The sequence below is a fragment of the Affinirhizobium capsici genome, assembly GCF_977018625.1.
The window spans coordinates 2,099,173-2,120,665 of record NZ_CDRNXD010000004.1; the positions used below are offsets into that span (position 1 = coordinate 2,099,173).

The 21,493-nt window shown below is 56.2% G+C and carries 16 protein-coding genes; 8 read left to right on the top strand and 8 right to left on the bottom strand.

Going from position 1 to position 21,493, the window contains the following annotated elements; all coding sequences use genetic code 11:
- Positions 1-29: 29 nt before the first annotated feature.
- The gene (locus AC0JZ1_RS13445; RefSeq protein ID WP_471882854.1) at positions 30-1,877 is read left to right on the top strand and encodes an AsmA family protein; all 1,848 of its coding nucleotides are present in this window, start codon (positions 30-32) and stop codon (positions 1,875-1,877) included.
- Positions 1,878-1,890: 13 nt separating this feature from the next.
- Here the strand turns inward: AC0JZ1_RS13445 and AC0JZ1_RS13450 are convergent, their stop codons facing one another.
- The 5 genes from AC0JZ1_RS13450 to AC0JZ1_RS13470 form a co-directional block, all read right to left on the bottom strand.
- Positions 1,891-2,709: an ABC transporter permease gene (locus AC0JZ1_RS13450; RefSeq protein WP_471882855.1), complete on the bottom strand. Its 819-nt coding sequence runs from the start codon at positions 2,707-2,709 to the stop codon at positions 1,891-1,893.
- A gap of 1 nt (position 2,710) precedes the next feature.
- Positions 2,711-3,619, bottom strand: a complete 909-nt coding sequence (locus AC0JZ1_RS13455) for an ABC transporter permease subunit (protein ID WP_471882856.1) — start codon at positions 3,617-3,619, stop codon at positions 2,711-2,713.
- A gap of 14 nt (positions 3,620-3,633) precedes the next feature.
- Positions 3,634-4,800 carry an ABC transporter ATP-binding protein gene (locus AC0JZ1_RS13460; RefSeq protein WP_471882857.1) on the bottom strand — a complete coding sequence of 389 codons (1,167 nt, stop codon included), beginning with the start codon at positions 4,798-4,800 and terminating at the stop codon, positions 3,634-3,636.
- A gap of 73 nt (positions 4,801-4,873) precedes the next feature.
- Positions 4,874-5,968 (bottom strand): polyamine ABC transporter substrate-binding protein, encoded by a 1,095-nt coding sequence (locus AC0JZ1_RS13465; RefSeq protein ID WP_471882858.1) that lies wholly within the window; start codon positions 5,966-5,968, stop codon positions 4,874-4,876.
- Between the two features lie 142 nt (positions 5,969-6,110).
- Positions 6,111-7,529: a helix-turn-helix domain-containing protein gene (locus tag AC0JZ1_RS13470; RefSeq protein WP_471882859.1), complete on the bottom strand. Its 1,419-nt coding sequence runs from the start codon at positions 7,527-7,529 to the stop codon at positions 6,111-6,113.
- Positions 7,530-7,734: 205 nt separating this feature from the next.
- Here AC0JZ1_RS13470 and aceA point away from each other — a divergent pair, with 205 nt between their 5' ends.
- The 3 genes from aceA to AC0JZ1_RS13485 all read left to right on the top strand — a co-directional run bounded on the left by aceA (position 7,735) and on the right by AC0JZ1_RS13485 (position 10,212).
- Positions 7,735-9,024, top strand: coding sequence for an isocitrate lyase (aceA, locus tag AC0JZ1_RS13475; protein WP_471882860.1), 1,290 nt, complete (start codon positions 7,735-7,737; stop codon positions 9,022-9,024).
- 39 nt (positions 9,025-9,063) lie between these two features.
- Entirely contained in the window at positions 9,064-9,300 is a 237-nt protein-coding gene (locus tag AC0JZ1_RS13480) for an SMc00767 family acetate metabolism repressor (RefSeq protein WP_377400666.1), read from the top strand.
- A 273-nt stretch (positions 9,301-9,573) separates the two neighbouring features.
- Entirely contained in the window at positions 9,574-10,212 is a 639-nt protein-coding gene (locus tag AC0JZ1_RS13485; protein WP_471882861.1) for a cytochrome b, read from the top strand.
- 141 nt (positions 10,213-10,353) lie between these two features.
- Here the strand turns inward: AC0JZ1_RS13485 and AC0JZ1_RS13490 are convergent, their stop codons facing one another.
- The 3 genes from AC0JZ1_RS13490 to AC0JZ1_RS13500 all read right to left on the bottom strand — a co-directional run bounded on the left by AC0JZ1_RS13490 (position 10,354) and on the right by AC0JZ1_RS13500 (position 16,613).
- A complete protein-coding gene (locus tag AC0JZ1_RS13490; RefSeq protein WP_471882862.1) occupies positions 10,354-12,183 on the bottom strand; it encodes a methyl-accepting chemotaxis protein in 1,830 nt (609 codons plus the stop codon).
- Between the two features lie 548 nt (positions 12,184-12,731).
- Complete coding sequence (locus AC0JZ1_RS13495; RefSeq protein ID WP_471882863.1) at positions 12,732-15,266, bottom strand: methyl-accepting chemotaxis protein; 2,535 nt, start codon at positions 15,264-15,266, stop codon at positions 12,732-12,734.
- A 201-nt stretch (positions 15,267-15,467) separates the two neighbouring features.
- The gene (locus AC0JZ1_RS13500; protein ID WP_471883449.1) at positions 15,468-16,613 is read right to left on the bottom strand and encodes a BaiN/RdsA family NAD(P)/FAD-dependent oxidoreductase; all 1,146 of its coding nucleotides are present in this window, start codon (positions 16,611-16,613) and stop codon (positions 15,468-15,470) included.
- 178 nt (positions 16,614-16,791) lie between these two features.
- On the opposite strand from AC0JZ1_RS13500, the gene AC0JZ1_RS13505 reads away from it, so the two are divergent.
- From AC0JZ1_RS13505 to zwf, 4 genes are all read left to right on the top strand, one after another.
- Positions 16,792-18,228, top strand: coding sequence for a glutamine synthetase family protein (locus AC0JZ1_RS13505; RefSeq protein WP_471882864.1), 1,437 nt, complete (start codon positions 16,792-16,794; stop codon positions 18,226-18,228).
- Between the two features lie 7 nt (positions 18,229-18,235).
- Positions 18,236-19,522: an NAD(P)/FAD-dependent oxidoreductase gene (locus tag AC0JZ1_RS13510; RefSeq protein ID WP_471882865.1), complete on the top strand. Its 1,287-nt coding sequence runs from the start codon at positions 18,236-18,238 to the stop codon at positions 19,520-19,522.
- Positions 19,523-19,548: 26 nt separating this feature from the next.
- Positions 19,549-19,935, top strand: a complete 387-nt coding sequence (locus AC0JZ1_RS13515) for a putative signal transducing protein (protein ID WP_471882866.1) — start codon at positions 19,549-19,551, stop codon at positions 19,933-19,935.
- Positions 19,936-20,016: 81 nt separating this feature from the next.
- Positions 20,017-21,489 carry a glucose-6-phosphate dehydrogenase gene (gene zwf, locus AC0JZ1_RS13520; RefSeq protein ID WP_471882867.1) on the top strand — a complete coding sequence of 491 codons (1,473 nt, stop codon included), beginning with the start codon at positions 20,017-20,019 and terminating at the stop codon, positions 21,487-21,489.
- Positions 21,490-21,493 lie beyond the last annotated feature (4 nt).

Sequence of the window (21,493 nt, forward strand, 5' to 3'; positions counted from 1 at the left end):
GACATCACCGTGGAAGCTCTCTCGACCGCATGAACCAGCACAAGCCGCGCAATTTTCTGATCAGCGCCGCGCTTCTGGCGAGCATGGCCGTGCTTTTGGGTATTTTAGCTTTCCGCATCTTCTCGCCATCCCTGATTTCCTCACAGCTTGTGCGTGAGCGCATGGAGGCAACGGTCGAAGAATGGCTGGGCCACGATATTCTCATTGCTGCCCCACCGGAACTCAGCTTCTGGCCACGCCCAGTGGTGACGTTGCGCGATATAACCATCCGCAAGGAGGATCGGGCCGATGCGCCGATCATCGGCCATGTCGAATCGTTGTCTGCCCGTTTCAGCATTTGGCAAGCTTTGCGTGGCGCGCCTGTCTTTGAAGATTTTACGCTGATCGAACCGCGCATTTTGTTACGACGAAATGCAAAAGGCCGTCTGAACTGGGGGACGGACGGGCTTCTCGGAAAGGCTGTCCGCGAACAGGCAGATCATGAAAGCGGCAATACCGTGCTAGCCCATGATCTCGTCCTTGGTGATATTACAGTCGTTCACGGCTCCATCATCATGAGCGATGCCGCCGGTCGCTCGCTCTCGATTGATGATATCGAAGGCACTCTCGATTGGGCGCGGCTTTCTGCCTCTGCCCGGCTGACAATGAAGGGTGTCGTGAACGGCAAGACTGCCGCTCTGGACGTGAGTGCCGCAGCACCATTGAGACTGCTGGCGGGTCGCAGCACCCAGGTGGATGCAAGCCTGCAATCCGCGCTGGTAACCGCCAATTTTAGCGGCTCGGCGGATCTGGCCCACTACGCCTTTTTCGCCGGAGATTTGAAGCTCACTGTGCCGAGTGTTGCAGACGTCGTTGCCTGGACGAAACTGCCCATCCATATCGCAGATCGACTGACTGATTTTTCCCTGAGTTCCAAGCTTGTGACGCTTGGTCATGTCATTCGCTTCGATCAGCTTTCCATCGGGGCAAACGGCACAACGGGAACTGGCGTCATGGATCTATCCATGGCCACGGAAACATCTGCCTCCAGAGTGACGGGAACACTTGCCTTCGATGCACTAAACCTGGGCGACTTGGTCACCGCGATTTCCGGTCAATCCGATGAAGATGACGGTGATGCAGAAAAGCCCGCCGAGCCTCCCTTCGAGCGTCAACTTGGTTTCGATGTGCGGTTTTCTGCCGCTCAAGCTCAACTGGGCATGCTCAACATGACGAATGCCGCCGTCAGTGTGGTTTCCAGCATGGAACGCGCGCAGGTGGAGGTTCTGGATGCCGATCTTTTTGGTGGCAATCTGACGGGTGACCTCTCCATGAGCAGCGAGCCCAAGGAAACGACCAAGCTTAATCTGAAGGCCCGAGACGTCAACCTTGCCCAGCTTGCAAGTGCGTTGAAGCTGGAAAATATTGCCATGAGTGGCAGGGGCAACCTGTCGGCGCGCCTGGTTGCCGATCAGCCGCTTCGCAATGTGAGCGCAGATGAAGTTCGCGGGCAGGTGCAGGTCAATGCCACCAGCGGCACGTTGCCGGGGCTCGATCTGGTCAAGCTCGATATGCTTTCCAGCAGTGCGAACTATTTCGATCTCAAACAGGTTCGTCGCGCGTCCCTAAGCTTCGACACGCTGGACCTCAATGCGCAGGTTAGTGGCGGCACGGTCGAAATCCAGTCGCTGGCGCTGAATGCCGCCCCCTATCGCTTGACCCTTTCCGGCGCGGTTCCCTTTCTCACCCGCAGCCTCTTCCTGACAGGTGCATTGGAAAATATATCCAACGGCAAAGCGCCGCGGGAACTCTATATCGGTGGTGTGTGGCCAAACCCTGTGATCTGGCCTTCTGCCCCGACGACATCCGTCGAGACGGCTGTTCCTAACACGCCTTGATCGCGTTTTCGGTTCACGTCGCCCCGCGCAGAGCGACATGCTCATCTCGAATACGGCGCAACTCCGTGCGCTTGGAGCTGATGGACGCGGCAATCACCCCGATTGTGACAAGCCCGATCAGGATCGTGCAGATTGCGTTGATTTCAGGTGTCACACCCAGTCTCACCTGCGAATAGATCTTGATGGGCAGCGTGGTCGCTCCCGGCCCGGTGGTGAAGCTCGCAATCACCAGATCATCCAGCGATAACGTGAAAGCGAGCATCCAGCCGGAAATGATAGCAGGCAGGATCAACGGCAGCGTGATGCGGAAAAAGGTCTTGACCGGCGGGCAACCAAGATCGAGCGCCGCTTCCTCCAGGCTTCGGTCAAAAGTCATAAGCCGGGACTGCACGATCACCGCCACATAGCACATGGTGAATGTGGTATGTGCGATTGTGACCGTCCAGAAGCCGCGATCGACATTCATCGCCACGAAAAGTAGCAGCATCGAAAGTCCAGTGATGACCTCCGGCATGACGAGTGGAGCGTAAATCATGCCGGTGAAGGGAATGCGCCCCGGAAAGCGTGGAAAGCGCACAAGTGTCAGAGCCGCTAACGTGCCGAGAACCGTGCCGAATGTTGCACTGAGCACGCCGACCCGCGCCGTGACCCAGGCGGCATCCATCAGGCTCTGATTGCTCCATAGGGACCGATACCACTCAAACGAAAAACCACCCCAGACGGTGACGAGTTTCGATGCGTTGAAGGAATAGACCACCAGAATGATGATCGGGATGTAGAGAAACGCAAAGCAGAGGGTGAGGACAGTGCTATCGAAGCGGCCCGGTTTCATCTCAAGCCACCTTCTTCTGCTGGTTCTGGAAGATCACGATCGGAATGACAAGTGCCAGCAGCAGAAGCACGGCCACTGCCGAGGCAAGCGGCCAATCCCTGTTCTGGAAGAACTCCGTCCACAGCGTTTTGCCGATCATCAGTGTCTCCGGGCCACCCAGCAGATCAGGAATAACAAATTCGCCGGTAATGGGGATGAAGCATATGAGCGAGCCTGCGATCACGCCTGGCAGCGAGAGTGGAAATGTGATGCGCCAGAAGGCCTTCCAAGGCGGGCAGCCGAGGTCGCTTGCCGCTTCCAGGAGCGCCCCATCCATTTTTTCCAGCGCTGCATAGAGGGGCAGCACCATGAAGGGGAGATAGGAATAGACGATGCCAATGAAGACTGCATATTCCGTTCTAAAAATCTGCACCTGTTGATCCGGCCCCAGGATATGCAGGCTTTGCAGCAGGATTGTCAGCAAGCCTTCGGGCTTCAGAATGCCAATCCATGCATAGACGCGGATGAGGAATGAGGTCCAGAAAGGCAGGATGACCATCATCATCAGGGTTGGGCGAATGGCGGAATTCGCTCGCGCCATGGCCAGTGCCATGGGATAGCCGATAAGAAGCAGCAGGAATGTCGAGATCAAGGCGATCCGCAACGAAGACAGGTAGGCGCCGAGATAGAGCGGATCGCCCGTCAGGTAGCTGTAGTTTTCAAAATCCAGGCCGGAGAGAAAGTCGCGGATCGAACCGAAGCCTTCGAATACCGGCGTGTAAGGCGGCATCGAGATTTCCGTGTCCGACAATGAAATCTTGAAGATAATGAAAAACGGCGCTGCGAAAAACAGCAGCAACCAGAGATAAGGCACGGCAACAACAAGCCATCGCAAGGGGCTGTTTCGGGAAGAGGCTGCAATCTCTGCCATATTAAACGCCTTCCCTACCGGGTTAAAACCATACCAGCATCAACTGGCCAACTGAGCCAAACCATGTCGCCAAACGTGATTGGCCGGTCCACAAGGCGGGAAACATTGGCTTGCGCCGCACGCATTATGCGTCCGTCATCCAGCTTGACGAGGAAAAGCGAGAAATCGCCGAGATAGCCAATATCCCAAACCTCGCCATGCGCAACATTAACTTCAGCGTTCGCAGGCTTATCCAAGGAGATCCGCAGCTTTTCCGGACGAAGGGCAAAGGTGGCAGAAGCGCCAACAGTTGCCGGGCACTCCTGTTCCGCAGCGAGCGCCAATCCATCCGATTGCAGTCGCACCACAGGCGGGTGGCCAGGCGTGAGAACTTCGCCATCCTTGGCGGAGACCTTTGCCTCCAGAATATTGATGTCGCCAATAAACTCCGCCACATAGCGGCTGTTCGGAGCCTCATAGATTTCAGCGGGCGTTGCCACCTGCACCACCTCGCCCTTGTCCATGACGGCGATACGATCCGACACCGTCATCGCTTCTTCCTGATCATGGGTGACGATCAGAAATGTAAGCCCCAGTGTCTGCTGGATATCCATGAGCTCGAACTGGGTTTCCTCGCGCAATTTGCGATCCAGTGCACCAAGCGGCTCATCCAGCAACAGAACCTTGGGGCGCTTGGCCAAAGAGCGGGCAAGCGCCACGCGCTGACGCTGGCCGCCGGACAGTTGCGCCGGTTTGCGCTTGGCAAAGGCTTCAAGCTTCACCAGCCGCAGCATTTCCTGCACGCGCGCGGCAATATTTGCCTTGGGCAGGCCATCCTGCTCCAGCCCGAAGGCAATGTTCTTTTCGACCGTCATATGCGGGAACAGCGCATAGGATTGGAACATCATATTGGTGGGACGGCGATAGGGAGGAACGCCAGAAAGATCCTTGCCCTGCAGCAGTATGCGCCCTTCTGTTGGTTCCTCAAAACCAGCCAGCATTCGCATCAGCGTGGTCTTGCCGCAACCGGACGGCCCAAGCAGGGAAAAGAACTCACGTTCGTAAATATCGAGTGTCAGATTATCGACGGCGGTGAAATCACCATAGCGCTTGGTGATATTTTCAAACCGAATGAATGGAGTAGCAGATGGATCGGTCCAGGGAGAAAATTTGCGCTTAACGGGTCCGAGAGTCTTGGCCATGCCCTGCCCACTTTGTTCGTCGCCAGATAAGTAAATCAAAATGGCGGGCACGAAGCCCGCCAAAATCGATGTGTCAGCGACCGTTCTTGAACTTCGTCCAAACGGATGTCACTTCACGCTGCGATTTGCCTTCATAAGGCGAGATCGTGAACAGGCGGCCCAGCACTTCCTTCGTGGGATAAACGGAAGGATTATCCAGCACCGCCTTGTCAATGAACTTCTGCGAGGCAAGATTGCCGTTGGCATATTGGACGAAGTTCGAAGCCTTGGCGATGACTTCCGGGCGCATCAGGTAATTGATGAACGCGTGCGCCTCTTCGACATTCTTGGCATCCGCCGGGATCGCCAGATTGTCGAACCACATATACGTTCCCTCTTTCGGAAGAACGTAATTAATATTCACGCCGTTCTTGGCTTCTTCCGCACGATGCTTGGCCTGAAGGATATCGCCAGACCAGCCGATGGTGATGCAGATATCCCCATTGGCCAGATCGTTGATATAGGCCGCTGAATTGATCGAAGTCGCATAGGGGCGGATTTTGTTATAGACCTCGCCTGCGGCGCGAATATCGGCAATTTCCTTGCTGTCCGGGTTCTTCTTCAAGTAATTCAGCGCAATGGCGAAAGTCTCGTCCGGCGCGTCCAGCACGTTGAGGCCGCAGGCTTTCAGCTTCTCGGCATTTTCCGGCTTGAAGATGACGTCCCAGCTATCGATCGGCACATCGCCCAGAACAGCCTTTACCTTATCGACATTGTAGCCAATGCCGGTGGTCCCCCACATGTAGTTGACCGCATGGGCGTTATCCTTGTCGTATTTCGAAAGGCGCTGCATGATCTCCGGCCACATATTGCCGATATTCGTCAGCTTGCTTTTATCCAGTTCGCGATACACCCCAGCCTTGATCTGGCGCTGGAGGAAAGGACCGGTCGGCACCACGACATCGTAACCGGAGCCGCCCGCCAGAAGCTTGGTTTCAAGCAAGCTATTATCGTCGAAAACGTCATAGACAACCTTGATACCGGTTTCCTTGGTGAAATCCTCAAGAATGGACGGGTCAATGTAATCTGACCAGTTATAGACGTGGACTTCGCGATCCTGAGCCAGAACCGTGGTGGAAGCGAAAGCGGTGGCGGCCAGCGCCAGGATGCCCAAGGCGGCGATTTTCATGTCAGCTCCTGTTCCCGTCTTGTCGCCTGTCCTCCTGATGATGACAGGCACAAATTCTGTATTTCTTTAAGAGAGTAGAAAGGAATATGGAAAGCGACAAGCGCAAATATTCGGCAACGCACAAAGCATGTGCATTGTAACACTATTGAAAATCGAATGCGCTGAGCCCCGTCACCATTTCATCCAGACCGAGGGGCCTGGTGACCGGTGGTTCTGCACGGGAAAGACAGCCCTGCCGCTCACACACGCGACAGGCAGTTCCGGCCAGAACCTTGGCGGCAGGAAGGTCCGCAGCGAGGCGGTAGATAATGTCGCCCGCAGCCTCCATTTCGCAGCCCAGCAGGATAGCCCTGCGTCTCGGCCGCTCTCCAAAGCCGAGATGCCCGCTATCAATACTGCGCGATATCGTGAGGAACCGCGTCTCGTCCGTCATCTCGACAGCATCCACCACTGTTTGCCCCGGCTGCATCAATGCCAGATGCACACCAAGTTTAGGACAGTTGCCGCCAAAGCGGGTTTTGGGAAAGCCTTGCGCACCGGCACGACGCAGAATGTGACCGGCATGATCCACCTCCATGATGAAGAAGGCAGGCGTTGCTGCACCCGGACGCGCCAGCATGGGCAGGCGGAACGCTGCCTGCTCGAAGGACACATCGAAGCGGGCAGCCAGCACATCCACGTCAAACCGCGCCCGCGATGCTGCCGTGAGGAAGGCACCGTAGGGCATCAGCAGCGCCAGTGCGGCCAACCTCGCCAACTCAAAACGAGCAATCCGCGTAGCTTCCGCCGAGCCGAGAGACAGTGCTTCCAGCTCCGCATCGATCTCCTGGCGCAGCGCCAGAAGCGCCACTTCCTGAGCAATTTCCCGCCGTCGATCCGCCAGAGACAATCGTTCTGACAGGAAAAGCCGCATGGAATGGCGATCGTAGCGGCGGCTGAGATTGGGCATGGCATGAACAGGAAGCAGGCGAATCGTAATACCATGCTTTTCCCGCAGCCAGGCTTTCAACCGCGCCGTCGTATCATCACCTGGCAGCAAAGCTTCCATGAAGCTCTCTGCCGCCGCCTCGATTGCCGGGTAGAAGCAGGAGCGACGTTCCATTCGTTCCCGCACCAGATCAACGGGAAGCCTTGCACCTGCCAGCGATGTTTCATGCCCCTCACGCGCCAGAAGTTCTGACAAATCGGTCAGGCGTGCAGCCTGCTCACGGTAGGCACGATAAAGCTTGATGATGCCGCCTGCCGCGTTGGGCGCCATGTCCGCCAGCTCTAGAACCTCCTGCTCGCCGGGAACTTCCCCGGCCAGTAGCGGATCAGCAAACACTTCGCGTAACTGCGTTGCAGCACCACTACTTTCCGCCTGCAAAAGTTCAAGATCAACCTTGTAGACGGAGGACAGACGCAAAAGCAGCTGCACCGTCAATGGGCGCTGGTTGCGCTCGATCAGGTTGAGGTAGGAGGGAGAAATTCCCAAACCTTCCGCCATTGCGGTTTGCGTAAGCTGCAAAGCCTGCCGCACCCGTCTCACCTTCGGTCCCGCAAAGATCTTCCGTTCCGCCACGACATTCTCGACCAGTTTACAATGATTTACAAATTGACAGAGCAGGACGTGAAAAACAAGACAACCTAACCTCATTCTCTCGAGGAAACGCCCTAAACACATGGATATTTGCTGCATTGCAGGATAGATTTTCCCCATTGCTTCAAGGCAGTCAACGGCGAGTAAAACTTGTCAAAGATGACTGTCATCATCGGGAGAGAGCCAAATGACAGACTTTTACAATCTTGTTCCATCCGCACCGAAGGGGCGTTTCGATGGTATCCAGCGTCCTTACACCGCACAGGACGTGCAGCGTCTGCGTGGCTCCGTAGAGATCAAGTATTCGCTGGCGGAGCGCGGGGCAAACCGCCTTTGGGAATTGCTGGACAGCGAAGATTTCGTCAACGCACTGGGTGCGCTTTCCGGCAATCAGGCCATGCAAATGGTTCGTGCTGGCCTGAAAGCCATTTATCTGTCTGGCTGGCAAGTTGCTGCCGATGCCAACACCGCGTCGGCCATGTACCCCGACCAGTCGCTCTACCCGGCCAATGCGGCACCTGAACTGGCAAAGCGCATCAACCGCACCCTGCAACGTGCAGACCAGATCGAAACCGCCGAAGGCAAGGGTCTTTCCGTCGATACATGGTTTGCACCCATTGTTGCGGATGCGGAGGCCGGGTTCGGCGGCCCCTTGAACGCATTCGAAATCATGAAGGCCTTCATCGAAGCTGGTGCTGCCGGTGTTCACTATGAAGATCAGCTGGCTTCAGAGAAAAAATGCGGTCATCTGGGCGGGAAGGTTCTTATTCCCACCGCAGCCCATATCCGCAACCTGACCGCTGCGCGTCTGGCAGCCGATGTCATGGGCGTTCCGAGCCTTGTCATTGCCCGCACGGATGCGGAAGCGGCAAAACTTTTAACCTCCGATATTGATGAGCGCGACCAGCCTTTCGTGGATTATGACAAGGGCCGCACCGTAGAAGGCTTTTATCAGGTGAAAAACGGGCTTGAGCCCTGTATCGCACGCGCTGTCGCCTATGCACCCTATTGCGACCTCATCTGGTGCGAAACCTCCAAGCCGGATTTGGAGCAGGCACGGAAATTTGCAGAGGGTGTCCATAGGGCTCATCCGGGCAAGAAGCTGGCTTACAACTGCTCGCCCTCCTTTAACTGGAAGAAAAACCTGGACGATGCGACCATTGCCAAGTTCCAGCGGGAATTGGGTGCCATGGGCTACAAGTTCCAGTTCATCACGCTGGCGGGCTTCCATCAGTTGAACTTCGGCATGTTCGAATTGGCGCGTGGCTACAAGGATCGCCAGATGGCCGCCTATTCCGAGCTTCAGGAAGCGGAATTTGCGGCTGAAATCAATGGCTACACCGCCACCAAGCACCAGCGCGAAGTGGGCACTGGCTATTTTGATCAGGTTTCGCTTGCCATATCGGGCGGCCTGTCTTCCACCACCGCGATGCACGAATCGACCGAGCACGACCAATTCAGACCCGCAGCCGAATAATCACCGTTCAAGAACCCCGAAGACAAGAGGAGAAATGCCATGAATGCCCAGACACGAGTTAAGGAACGTGCAGAAGAGCAAAGCACCTCGATGAGCACCGATCAGCAATCGGCCATCCGCATCCTTGCAAACGAACTGCACCGTTTGAACCATGCGGTGATGAAAGCCGTAGAAGCTGGCGTTTCAGTAGAGTTGGTCCGCTCCGCCCGGCACCACGGCGGCAATGGTAACTGGGGTGATTTGATGATCCCCGTGGTGGTTGCCCAACCGCGTTGAACACCGGCGGGCAGACTTAGGCCTCGCGCGCAAACTGATCGCAGATGCGTGCCTGACCTTTGTCAGTGTCTGACGCAGTCCATGAAGCAGTGCCTGGGCGGTTTCTGATCCGAACTGCCCAGGCCTTTGAGTACTTGAATGATTTGCTTGAAATGCTGCAACGGGATAATCACGGGTTCTAGTACCTCTGTTGTTGCGACTCTGCCGCGCCCCGGATCAGGCCACAGAGCTAGATTGTTGCTCCATCAAATCTGGACAAGATCTCCATAAAAAATGGCTATCCTTATTCTACCAAGTGCATCGGTGACGCATGGGCGGCATGGGGCGAAGCAAGGATACTGCATGACTGTAATCTCTCAGACAGGGCCGATTTCAAAATATCCGCTGTCGATCCGCATTTTGCACTGGCTGCGCGCTGTTATCATCCTGGGGCTGATCGCGACAGGCTGGTTCATGACTGGGCGGCAAGAGCATGACCCTGTGGCCGGGTTTCTTTATCCCAACCATAAGCAGTTTGGAGTTCTGGTCTGGTTGCTGGCTCTTGTGCATGTGACGTTGCGCTGGCGTTACCAAGCAGCACTGCCGCACTCACCAGTCGGGCTGAAACCATGGGAAAGGATGCTGTCGCATGCAATGCACAAGCTCATCCTTGTCTTGGTCCTCGTGACACCGCTCTTGGGGTATTTGATGTCGAGTACCATCCCTGAAGGTGACGGCGTTCCATTTTTCTTTTTTGGCTATGTGCCAGAGCTGTTTCCGAAGAGTGATGCAGCCTTCCTGCTGTTTCAAGCACTGCACAAATACTGCGCTTATATCCTGCTTGGCTGCGTTGTTCTGCATATTGCTGGCACCGCAAAACACCGCGTGACAGACCGGGATGGCGAGACCGACGTCCTCCCGCGCATGCTTTGAGGATCAGGGAAGGCTTTCTCAAAATTAGAAGGCATCATGATGAATACAAAGCATGGGAAGCCTGCCGCATCGCGGCCGGCCCGTGCAAAAAAGGCGGCCCGCCGGACCGCCCTTTCTCAATTCCAATCCATCCTAAATCTCTCAGGCAGCGCGTCGGCCCTGATAACCCGTTTCGGTGCGGAACTGGTCAACCAGTTGGCGCAGGTTCTCCGCTTCCGCTGCCAGACGCGCACTCGCTTGATTGGTCTCGGAGACCATGGCACCGTTCTGTTGGGTCAGTTGATCCATCTTGTTCACAGTGCCGTTGATTTCACGCAGTGCGAGCGATTGGTCGTGGCTGGCTGTGGCAATCGCTTCCACATGGCCACTTGCGCCAGCAATCTGGCGGCTGATGGTGGCTAGCACCTGTCCGGCCTGCTGAACCAGTTCGGAACCATTGCGCACCTCAGTGCTGGACTGGTTGATCAGGTCCTTGATTTCATGCGCGGCACTGGCAGAACGTTGCGCCAATTCACGCACTTCCTGCGCAACAACGGCAAAGCCCTTGCCTGCCTCGCCCGCACGTGCTGCCTCGATACCGGCATTCAGGGCAAGCAAATTGGTCTGGAAGGCAATCTCGTCAATCACTTCGATGATGGACTCGATCTTGGAAGAGGCCTCTTCAATCCGGCCCATGGCATTGACCGCGCTGGTAACGACGGTGGAGGAGCTATCAGCAGTCTTTCTTGTTTCAGCAACCGCATTATTGGCTTCACGCGCCCGCTCGGCGGAATTGGTGACAGTGACCGTGATTTCATCCACCGCAGCAGCGGTTTCTTCCAGCGACGCTGCCTGTGTTTCAGTGCGGTGGGCAAGATCGCCGGAGGATTCACTCAACTGGGCGGTCCGCGCTTCGATGCTGACGGTCGTTTCGCGAATGCGGCTGATCGTTTCGCTGAGACGCTGCATGGACGCGTTGTAATCAAGACGCAAGGTTTCCAGACGTCCTGCGAAGGTCGTCTTGATCGTATGGGTCAGATCGCCCTGCGCAAGGCGGGCCAGTGCCGCACCAAGCTCATCGACAGCCTGATCAATTTGGCCCGCCACCAGATGGCGCTCCTCATCATGCTGACGACGCTCATGTTCAACTGCTCTACGCTCCTCTTCAGAACGCAGCTCCATGAGGCGCTTTTCCTCGGCATTGCGACGAAAGACTTCCAAGGCACGGGCGATATTGCCAAATTCATTGGCGCGATCCGTATAAGGAACCTTCACATCCCTACCATCGGCAATTGCCAAAACCGTTTCTGTGAGAACCGGAAGCGGCCGCACCAAACGGCGTGTCACGATCAAGCCCACAAGGCCAACAGCGGCGATAGCCAGAATGCTGGTGACAATCATGATCCAGGCAGCAGCGGCAATCTGCTGGAAGTAGACTTCAGCGGGAATGCCGATGAAGAGAACGCCACTGACAGCACTGGCACTATCCTTAATGGGATAGTAGCCCGTGACGAAGCTTTTGCCAAACAGGGTTGCCGGACCGAAATAAGCTTCGCCGCGGGCGAGCGCCGCTTGCGCTGGATGGTCAGCGGCCAGCTTCGTTCCGATGGCACGGTCGCCATTTTCCTTCTTTACATTGGTGGAAACCCGAACGTAATCAGACCCTTGCCGTTCGAAAATCGTTGCGACGCCACTGATGGATTCGGCGACCCGGTCCACCAGGCTGTGATCGGCAAAGCCCATCTTGCTCGTTTGCTGGACAGCACTGACGGTGCCATCACGCACCGTGATCGTAGAACCCTCAACCGCAGCACCATAGAGCACGGCCATCGCGCGCATGGCAGCACGCGCATCCTCGTTCGACCTCTCGACGATATCCTTGCGAAGATTGATGTAAGTCATGCCGGATACGGCGGCAACCGCAGCCACAACCAATGCAAGGCAAAGCAGCAGCATTCTGGTTGTTACTGTTTTCGGAAAAAAGCTCTTCATCAGCCCCTCGTGTAGAAAATTCGAGGATCAGACTATTCGGATTCAGTAAAAGACCCATAAATTTGACAGATGTCATGACCACATTTCGTGATCATCTAGCGTATTTTCCATCACATTTGGCGCGAAGCCAGCCTTTTGCCCAATCTTGGGCATTCATCCCTCGCAAGAAAGGCGATAGCCTTAGGAGGATCTATTCTTCTTCTTAAGCTGCCAATACAACAAATAGGACTGAAAGAGCGGCAGTCGCGCAACTGGCAGCGAGGAAAAGACGAAGGCGAAAGATAGCTTGGTTTTCAGCAATGGCCAAGGCGACGGCGCGTGCACGATGTTTCTGCATCTTTTCCACCCTACAATGTTCCTTCCCGCAATCGGGCAAGGGCACTGGCGATCCATCACCGCCTGCGCATATCAAAAGGATGGCTCAAGCCACTTAACAAGTGTTGAATAATGAAAGCGGTTCCGCCGTCGGCTTCAAGGCCAATAACTTATAGTAAAAGACCTCCCAACGAATGAGAGGTCTTGTTTCAAATTACTGCTTTTGAGAGCCTTCAGGCCGCATAGCTGCGGCGGACTTCACCTTGGGGCACCCCGCCTGACTGCACATGGAACTGGCGGAGCAATTCTGCAAGCTGATCTGCCTCATCGGCCAGCTGACGGCTTGCGGCACTGGTTTCTTCCACCATCGCGGCATTCTGTTGGGTCAACTGATCCATCTGGGTGACAGCGCTGTTAACCTCCTGCAAGGCCGAGGATTGATCGCGGGACGAATGTGCGATGCTTTCCACCTGGGTATTGATGCGAGCCACCTGTTCGCCGATTGTCTCAAGCGCCTGTCCGGTTTCCTGAACCAGGCGAGAGCCGTTATCGACTTCCACGGTGGATGCGCCAATCAATTCCCGGATTTCACGCGCTGCGCCGGCAGATCGCTGCGCCAAGTCTCGCACTTCCTGTGCCACAACTGCAAAGCCTTTGCCAGCATCGCCCGCGCGCGCAGCTTCCACGCCCGCGTTCAAAGCCAGGAGATTGGTCTGGAAGGCAATTCCATCGATGACTTCCGTGATCTGGCCGATCTTTTGTGAAGCAGCCTCGATCCGCTGCATGGCGCTCACAGCGTTGCGAACGATGATGAGCGAGCCATCCGTATTGCGGCGCGTCTCGTCCACGATGGCGTGAGCCTCATGCGCCCTTTGAGCGGCGGAGTGAACATTGGATGTGACTTCGCTGACGGCAGCCGCGGTCTGCTCCAGCGAAGCAGCCTGTGTTTCGGTGCGGCGGGACAGATCGTCCGTAGACTGCGACATCTGGCGGACATTCCCCTGAATGGCCGTCACATTGCTCTGAATCAGGCGGATCGTATCCTGCAAGCGCTCGGTGGATTTGTTGAAGTCTATGCGCAACTGCTCCAGGCGGCCCACGAACGGAGTGTTGATCGTGCTGGATACGTCTCCCGATGCAAGGCGCTCAAGACCTGCAGCCAGTTCACCGACAGCGAACTGAATTTGACGGTCGATCTCCTGCTTTTCCTGTTCGTTGCGGCGGCGCTCCTCTTCTGCGGCAGCGCGTTCCTGCTCGCTGGCCGCTTCAATGCGAACTTTCGCCTGGGCATTTTCCTTGAAGATACCAAGAGCACGGGCCATGTCGCCGATTTCATCGCCGCGGCTTTCGCCATCGATGCTGGTCTCCAGATCGCCGGAGGCAAGCTTGCGCATGGCGGCAGCGATTTGCAGGATCGGGCCTTTGAAGGTGAAGATCAGGCCAATTCCGGCAAAAATGGCCACGAGAATGCCAAGTACCATGGCGGTGACGGAAATCTGGTTCGCCTTGCTGCGCTCCACACCCGCAGCATCGCGCTGGGCAGCAGCAAATGTGGTCAGCTTGCCCCAGATATTGCCGATTTCGGCACCGGCTGCCTGAAACTCTCCATCGCGCTTGACCGAGATATCCAGAAGTTTCGCAGCGTCTTTGTCCATGAGGGCCGAGACCGGCATCATGGCCTCTGCCCGCTTATGCAATTCAGGTGAGAGGGTAGTATCGGCCAGCAGGGTTCCGACCGGAATATCCAGCATCATCAGTGCATCTTGCAATTCGCGAAGCTTTGCCTTGTCCGGTTCGGTCGTGAAACGCGCTGCCTTCAATTCAATAGCACGGATAGCGTCGAAGATCTGGCGCGTCGTGGCAAGGAAGGCCGTTGCTTTGGCAATAGGGGCATCCAGCTTACCGAAGACTTCCGTTGCCTGGCGGGATTTGATTGTTGCCGTTCCCTGCAGGCGAATGGTGAAGGGTCGCATCAGATTGATGGTCCGCTCAACCGAACTGACCGTGGCGTCGCTCACACCCTGATCCACCTGTTCGCGGATCTGCTTCATATTGTCCGAAAGCTGGCTTGCCAGCACCTGTTGATCGGCAGGAAGTGCTTCGCCGATGCCTTTGACCGCAGAGACGAAATCATCCATCTGCGCTTTCAGCACGCCCATCTTTTCTTCCGGCACTGTCTTGCCGTTGAAGTCGGCCACGAGCTTGGCAATGACATTGGCACCACGGTTGAGGCGCTCGGCATCGCGCAACAAACCTTTTGCCGAGGCTTCGTCAGAGGCTAGGTTTTCACGAGCACTGGTGGCATAATTCAAAAGATCGGTCTGGCTGCGAATGAGAATGGCAAGATTGTCGTCCAGGCTTTTGCGGACAGAGACCTCCTGCTGATAATCTGCCCACAGCTGATCCACGCGTGCACTGATGGCTTCGGTCGCCTTCACCGCATTTTGCATGTCGGCATAGCCGTCTTCGGAATTGGCGCCGTCCCGCACGGACTTGAGCAGAGAAGCCTGCAAGGCAACCTTTTCGTTCAAGTCTTTCTTCGCCTGCTCCGTGGTGTTTTGCAGGAACGAGCCCATGCTGGAATAGACATCCTTGAACCCGCTCAAAGATTGCAGCACGGAATTGGACATATCCATGCGTGACTGGAGCAGGCTGGAAGCATAGAGACCGGATAACCCCACCGCTGAAATGCTGACAACGAACGGAACGATGAAGGCAATCACCTTCGTCTGGATCTTGAAGCTCGCGAGCATGCGGTCGATCACCATGCTAATTCCCCATCATTATTTGGTTTTGCTTGTCAAAAAACGACACGCAGAACACTTTCTTCCTCCTTTCTCGCATCGACGGATGAACGAAAAATAAAAATCCCTAAAGTCGAAATCAAATTTAAGCTTCGTTAATTAGTGATTATAAAAACTCGTATCGGAATACGTGTCATATTGAGCCAACGATCTTGATTTTCCTCTTTAGGTTGTTTCCGATAGTTCTTCTCCGCAGGCATGGCCGGACGCCCATGCCCATTGAAAGTTATAACCGCCGAGCCAGCCAGTCACATCCACGCATTCGCCAATGAAATAGAGACCCGGCACCAGCTTGGACTGCATGGATTTCGAATCGAGTTCCTTGGTGTCCACGCCACCGATTGTTACTTCAGCGGTGCGATAACCTTCCGAACCCGCCGGCCGTATCGTCCAGTTCTGCACGGCGTCCGTGATCGCCTGAAGCTTACGGTCATTCTGCTGCGCCATGGGGCCTGCAAAAGAACCGGACTCCATGAGGTAGGTTGCAAGTCGGCGGGGAAGAATTTCGGATAGGACTGTCTGCACGGCCTGCTTGCCGCCGCTCTGACGCGCAACCTTTAACTGCTCCAGCAGGGCTAGATCCGGTCTTAATTTGAGGCTGATGGCATCCCCTTCCCGCCAATAGGATGAAATCTGCAGGATCGCAGGCCCGCTTATGCCGCGGTGCGTGAAGAGAAGCGCTTCGCGAAACGTCGTCTTTGCATGGGAGACTTCCGCTTCCACAGCGACACCGGCAAGCGTAGCAATTCCTTGCAGGAGCAAAGGATCAAGGGTCAGTGGCACGAGCCCCGGCCGTGTTTCGACAATCTTATGACCGAACTGCTCCGCGATCCGATAGGCAAAGCCCGTCGCCCCCATTTTCGGAATGGATTTTCCGCCAGTCGCAACGACGAGCGACCGGCATTCGACTGCACCCTGCTCAAGACCAATGCGGAAACCGCTTTCTGTCTTTTCAATGGAGGTAATCGTCTGCTGCAGTTCAAGCTGGGCGCGCGCTGACTGCATTTCGTGCAGCAGCATCTGGATGATGTCCTTGGCGCTATCATCGCAAAAAAGCTGACCAAGCGTCTTTTCGTGCCAGGCAATGCGATGCTTCTCGACGAGGTTGAGGAAATCGCGTGGGGTGTACCGGGCCAATGCTGACTTTGCGAAATGCCTGTTGCTGGAAATGAAGTTGGCGGGACTTGCATGAATATTGGTGAAGTTGCAGCGCCCACCGCCGGAAATACGGATCTTTTCTCCCGGAGCGCGCGCATGATCCAGCACCAGAACGGATGCGCCGTCGCGCCCGGCACGGGCCGCACACATCATCCCGGCAGCGCCTGCGCCTAAAACGACCACATCATATCTAGGCTTCACGTCGATCTTCCTTCATTCAACTGGCGCAGTCTTTGTGTTTGCGAGCTTGACGATAAAGTCAATCATGCTGGCTAGCCAATTGCATGTCCTTGATTATGATGGGTTCAACGTCAACAATGATCGGTGACTTATGCCGCCCAAGAAAAAGTCCTCAGCCTCCGCATCCAGAAGCGCAGTCAAGGCAGCACCTCCGCCACTGCCTACCTCGCTGAGAGGCGTTTCAGACTGGCGCGAGGCAGCGACATGGCTGAAGGCACGAGGCATCGAGGATGTGGAATGTATTACGCCGGATTTGGCGGGCGTTCCGCGTGGCAAGATGATGCCGACCTCCAAGTTTACCTCCAACACATCGCTGGCCCTGCCATCCGCACTCTATCGCCATACCATATCCGGCGAATATCCAGACGAGACGGAGAACTTTCGCTACGAGCCGCGCGACAGCGATCTGAAACTGGTGCCGGATCTTTCCACGCTGTCCGTCGTGCCGTGGGAAAGCGATCCGACTGCACAGGTCATCTGCGATGTCGTGGGCACCAATGGTGAGGAAGTACCCTACACGCCGCGCAACGTGCTGAAGAACGTGATGCGACTTTACAGCGACAAGGGCTGGAAGCCGGTCGTCGCACCGGAAATCGAGTTCTATCTCGTTGCGATCAACGAAGATCCGGATTATCCGCTTCACCCGCCAAAGGGCCGTTCAGGCCGGTCCATCGTGGGTGGCCAGGGCTATTCGATTGCTGGCATCAACGAGTTCGACGAGTTGATAGATGATATCTACCACTTCTCGGAAAAGCAGGGTCTCGAGATCGATACGCTGATCCATGAAGAGGGCCCGGCACAGCTGGAAATCAACCTGCGACACGGCGACCCGATCCAGCTTGCCGATCAGGTGTTCCTGTTCAAGCGCACCATTCGTGAAGCGGCGCTGAAGCACGGTATTTATGCCACCTTCATGGCAAAGCCCATGCAGGCACAGCCGGGTTCGGCCATGCACATTCACCAATCTGTGGTGGATGCCAAGACCGGCAAGAACATCTTCTCCAACCCGGATGGCAGCCCGTCACGGGCATTCTTCCACTTCATCGGCGGCATGCAGAAATACGTGCCAAGCTCGCTGGTGATGCTGGCCCCTTACGTGAACTCCTACCGACGCTTGACGCCGGATATGGCCTGCCCGGTCAACAATGCCTGGGGCTATGACAACCGCACCACGGCGTTCCGCGTGCCGATCTCCGAACCTCAGGCGCGGCGCGTCGAAAACCGCCTGCCAAGCTCGGATGCCAATCCCTACCTCGCGCTTGCCGCCTCACTGGCCTGCGGCTGGCTTGGCATCATGAAGGAGATCGAACCGACCGAACCGACCTATGACACGGCCAATGAGGGCTCGATCGATCTGCCTCGCGGGCTTCTGGAAGCGGTCGCCTTGCTGGAAGATGAGAAAGCCCTGGAAGAGGTGTTCGGCAAGGAATTCATCGGCATCTATGCAGGCGTGAAGCGCGGGGAGTTCGAAACCTTCATGCAGGTGATCAGCCCGTGGGAGCGTGAATTCCTGCTCCTCAACGTGTGAGGGTTTCATGGTCTGGCAAAGCCCGATAGCGCCCGGCCTCTCCTGGTATCAGGAGAGCTTGGGGGAGAGGCCCGAATACCCGCCGCTGGATGGGTCGATCTCCGTGAATGTCGCCATCATTGGCGGCGGCTATACCGGGCTTCAGGCCGCCTACAACCTCGTCAAGCGCGGCGTTTCGGTGGTTCTCATTGAGGGCTCGCGCTTTGGCGATGGCGCATCGGGCCGCAATGGCGGGCAACTGGGCACCGGCCAGCGTGCATGGCCGGACGAGATGGAGGAGGAACTGGGCTTCGAGCGTGCCAAGACCCTGTTCGACATGGCGGAAAATGCCAAGCGCCACCTGCTGGAATTTGCAGAGGTGCATGGCATCGACATGGACTATATGCCCGGCCAGCTCAATGTTTCGCACAAGGCAAAATACGAGAAAGATTATCGCCATTCTGTCGAGGTGATGGCAGGCCGGTACGGCTATCCGCACCTGACCTTCATGGACCGAACCGAAACCTCCGAAAGATTGGGTTCGACAGGTTACTTCTGTGGTGTGCGCGATACCGGCACTGGCCACATTCACCCGCTGAAGCTTCTTGTAGGTCTTGCCCGCGTGGCGGCAGAAGCGGGCGCACGCATCCATGAAATGACCCCGGCGCAGAGCATCCGGCAGGTTTCCGGAAAAACGCTGATCGACACCAAGCGCGGCACGATCACCGCCGAGCGCGTTCTGATTGCCACCAATGCCTATATCGGCAATCTGGAGCGGGAAACGGCGGCCCATGTCATGCCGATACGCTCGTTCATCGGCGCAACAGAGCCTCTGGACAAATTCCCGACTATTCTGCCGGGCAAGGAGGCTGTGGCTGATAGCCGATTCGTGGTGCGCTATTTCCGCAAAAGCCGCGATAACCGGCTGCTATTCGGCGGGCGCGAAGCCTACACGGCGGATAGTCCACGCGATATCTCTGTCCATATCCGCCGACAGATTGCAGAAATCTATCCATCGCTGGCCAATATCAACATCACCCATGGCTGGGGCGGGTCTGTCGGCATCACCATGCCCCGTAAACCCTTTGCCCGCGAGGTCATGCCCGGCGTCACGTCCATTGGTGGCTATTCCGGCCATGGTGTTATGCTATCCAACTATAGCGGCAAGATTTATGCCGATGCGATTGCCGGCAACAGCAGCGAGCTTGATCTCTTCAAGGATCTGAAGGTTCCCCCCTTCCCCGGCGGCCCTCGTTTGCGCAGCCCACTGCTGTTTCTAGCATTGACCTGGTACGCCCTGCGCGACAAGTTTTAATCTTCCCTGGCAATAGGCGAGTGAAGATGACGCTGAAATCAGACTGTATTGTACGCGTGGCGACCGTTTCCAACTCCTTTGATTTCGGTGCCACACAGTCGCTTCTTGAGGCGCATGGCATTGTGGTGGTGGCTACGCCGGTTCATATGCTCAACAACTTTCCGCATTATGCTACGGCTCTTAAAGGAGCATCGATCTATGTGCGGCAAGAACAGGCCGAAAGCGCATTGGAATTACTGGAGGCACTTGGATGGGCAGATATATCGCCACCGCGGCGCGGTGTGTTCAAGCCCATTCTGGTATGTATGCTCTTCGTTGTTCTGGCTGGTTTTGCCGTTGCACCTCCTAGCCAAACAAGACTTCTCCACCGCATTGCGATTGGTCGCACGGGGCCTATTGGACAGCCCGCATGACAAAAAATCAGCCAGCCATCTGGCTTTTTTAAATCGATTAGATTATTCAGTACCCAACCCAAGACTTGGAAAGAGTGAGGCATGAGCAGCCAGATCATTCCCGTTGAACCGTTTGATTATGTCGTGTTTGGCGGCACTGGAGACCTTGCGGAGCGCAAGCTGCTTCCAGCGCTTTACCACCGACAGATCGAGGGCCAGTTCTCCGAACCCACGCGGATCATCGGTGCTTCGCGCAGCGCTTTGAGCGATGATGAGTTCCGCAAGTTTGCCGATGCAGCCCTCAAGGAACATTTGAAATCTGCCGAATATGACGAGGCGGAGGTCAAGAAATTCCTGAACCGCCTGCACTACGTCTCTGTCGATGCGAAATCCGATGGCGGATGGGATAAGCTGAAGAAGCTGCTGGACGATGGCAAAGATCGCGTTCGCGCCTTCTACCTTGCCGTTTCGCCCGCCATCTTCGGCGCAATTTCCGAGAAGATCCGTGACCACAAGCTGATCACCAAATCCACGCGCATTGTGGTGGAAAAGCCGATCGGTCGCGATCTGGCATCCGCGCTGGACCTGAACGACACGATCGGCCGGGTTTTCCGCGAAGAACAGATCTTCCGCATCGATCACTATCTCGGCAAGGAGACAGTGCAGAACCTGATGGCGCTGCGCTTTGCCAACACCCTGTATGAGCCGCTGTGGAACGCACAATATATCGATCATGTGCAGATCACGGTGGCGGAATCGGTTGGTCTTGAAGGCCGTGCCGGTTATTACGATACCGCCGGTGCGCTGCGCGACATGGTGCAGAACCACATTCTGCAACTTCTTTGCCTTGTGGCCATGGAAGTACCCTCCTCCATGGATTCCGAAGCGGTTCGTGACGAAAAGCTGAAGGTTCTTCGTGCGCTGAAGCCCATCAATGCCGGCAACGTCGAGCAGATGACGGTGCGTGGCCAGTATAAGGCAGGCGCTTCCGCTGGCGGGCCAGTGAAAGGATATCTCGAAGAACTGGAAGGCGGCGTTTCCAACACGGAAACCTTCGTCGCCATCAAGGCCGAGATCAACAACTGGCGCTGGGCGGGCGTTCCTTTCTACATCCGCACCGGCAAGCGCTTGACGAGCCGCATGTCGGAAATCGTCATTACCTTCAAGCCGATCCCGCACAACATCTTCGAAAATGCCGCTGGTCGCATTGTGGCCAACCAGCTCATCATTCGCCTGCAGCCGGATGAGGGTGTGAAGCAGTCGCTGATGATCAAGGACCCCGGTCCGGGCGGCATGCGCCTGCGCAATGTCTCGCTTGATATGAGCTTTGCCGAAGCCTTTAACGTGCGCAATCCAGACGCTTACGAGCGCCTGCTGATGGATGTGATCCGCTCGAACCAGACGCTGTTCATGCGTCGCGACGAAGTGGAAGCCGCATGGCGCTGGGTGGACCCGATCCTTAAGGGCTGGGACGCCACCAATCAACCGGCACAGGGCTACACGGCTGGCACCTGGGGTCCAAGCCAATCCATCGCGCTGATCGAGCGTGATGGCCGCACATGGCACGAGGGATAATAGG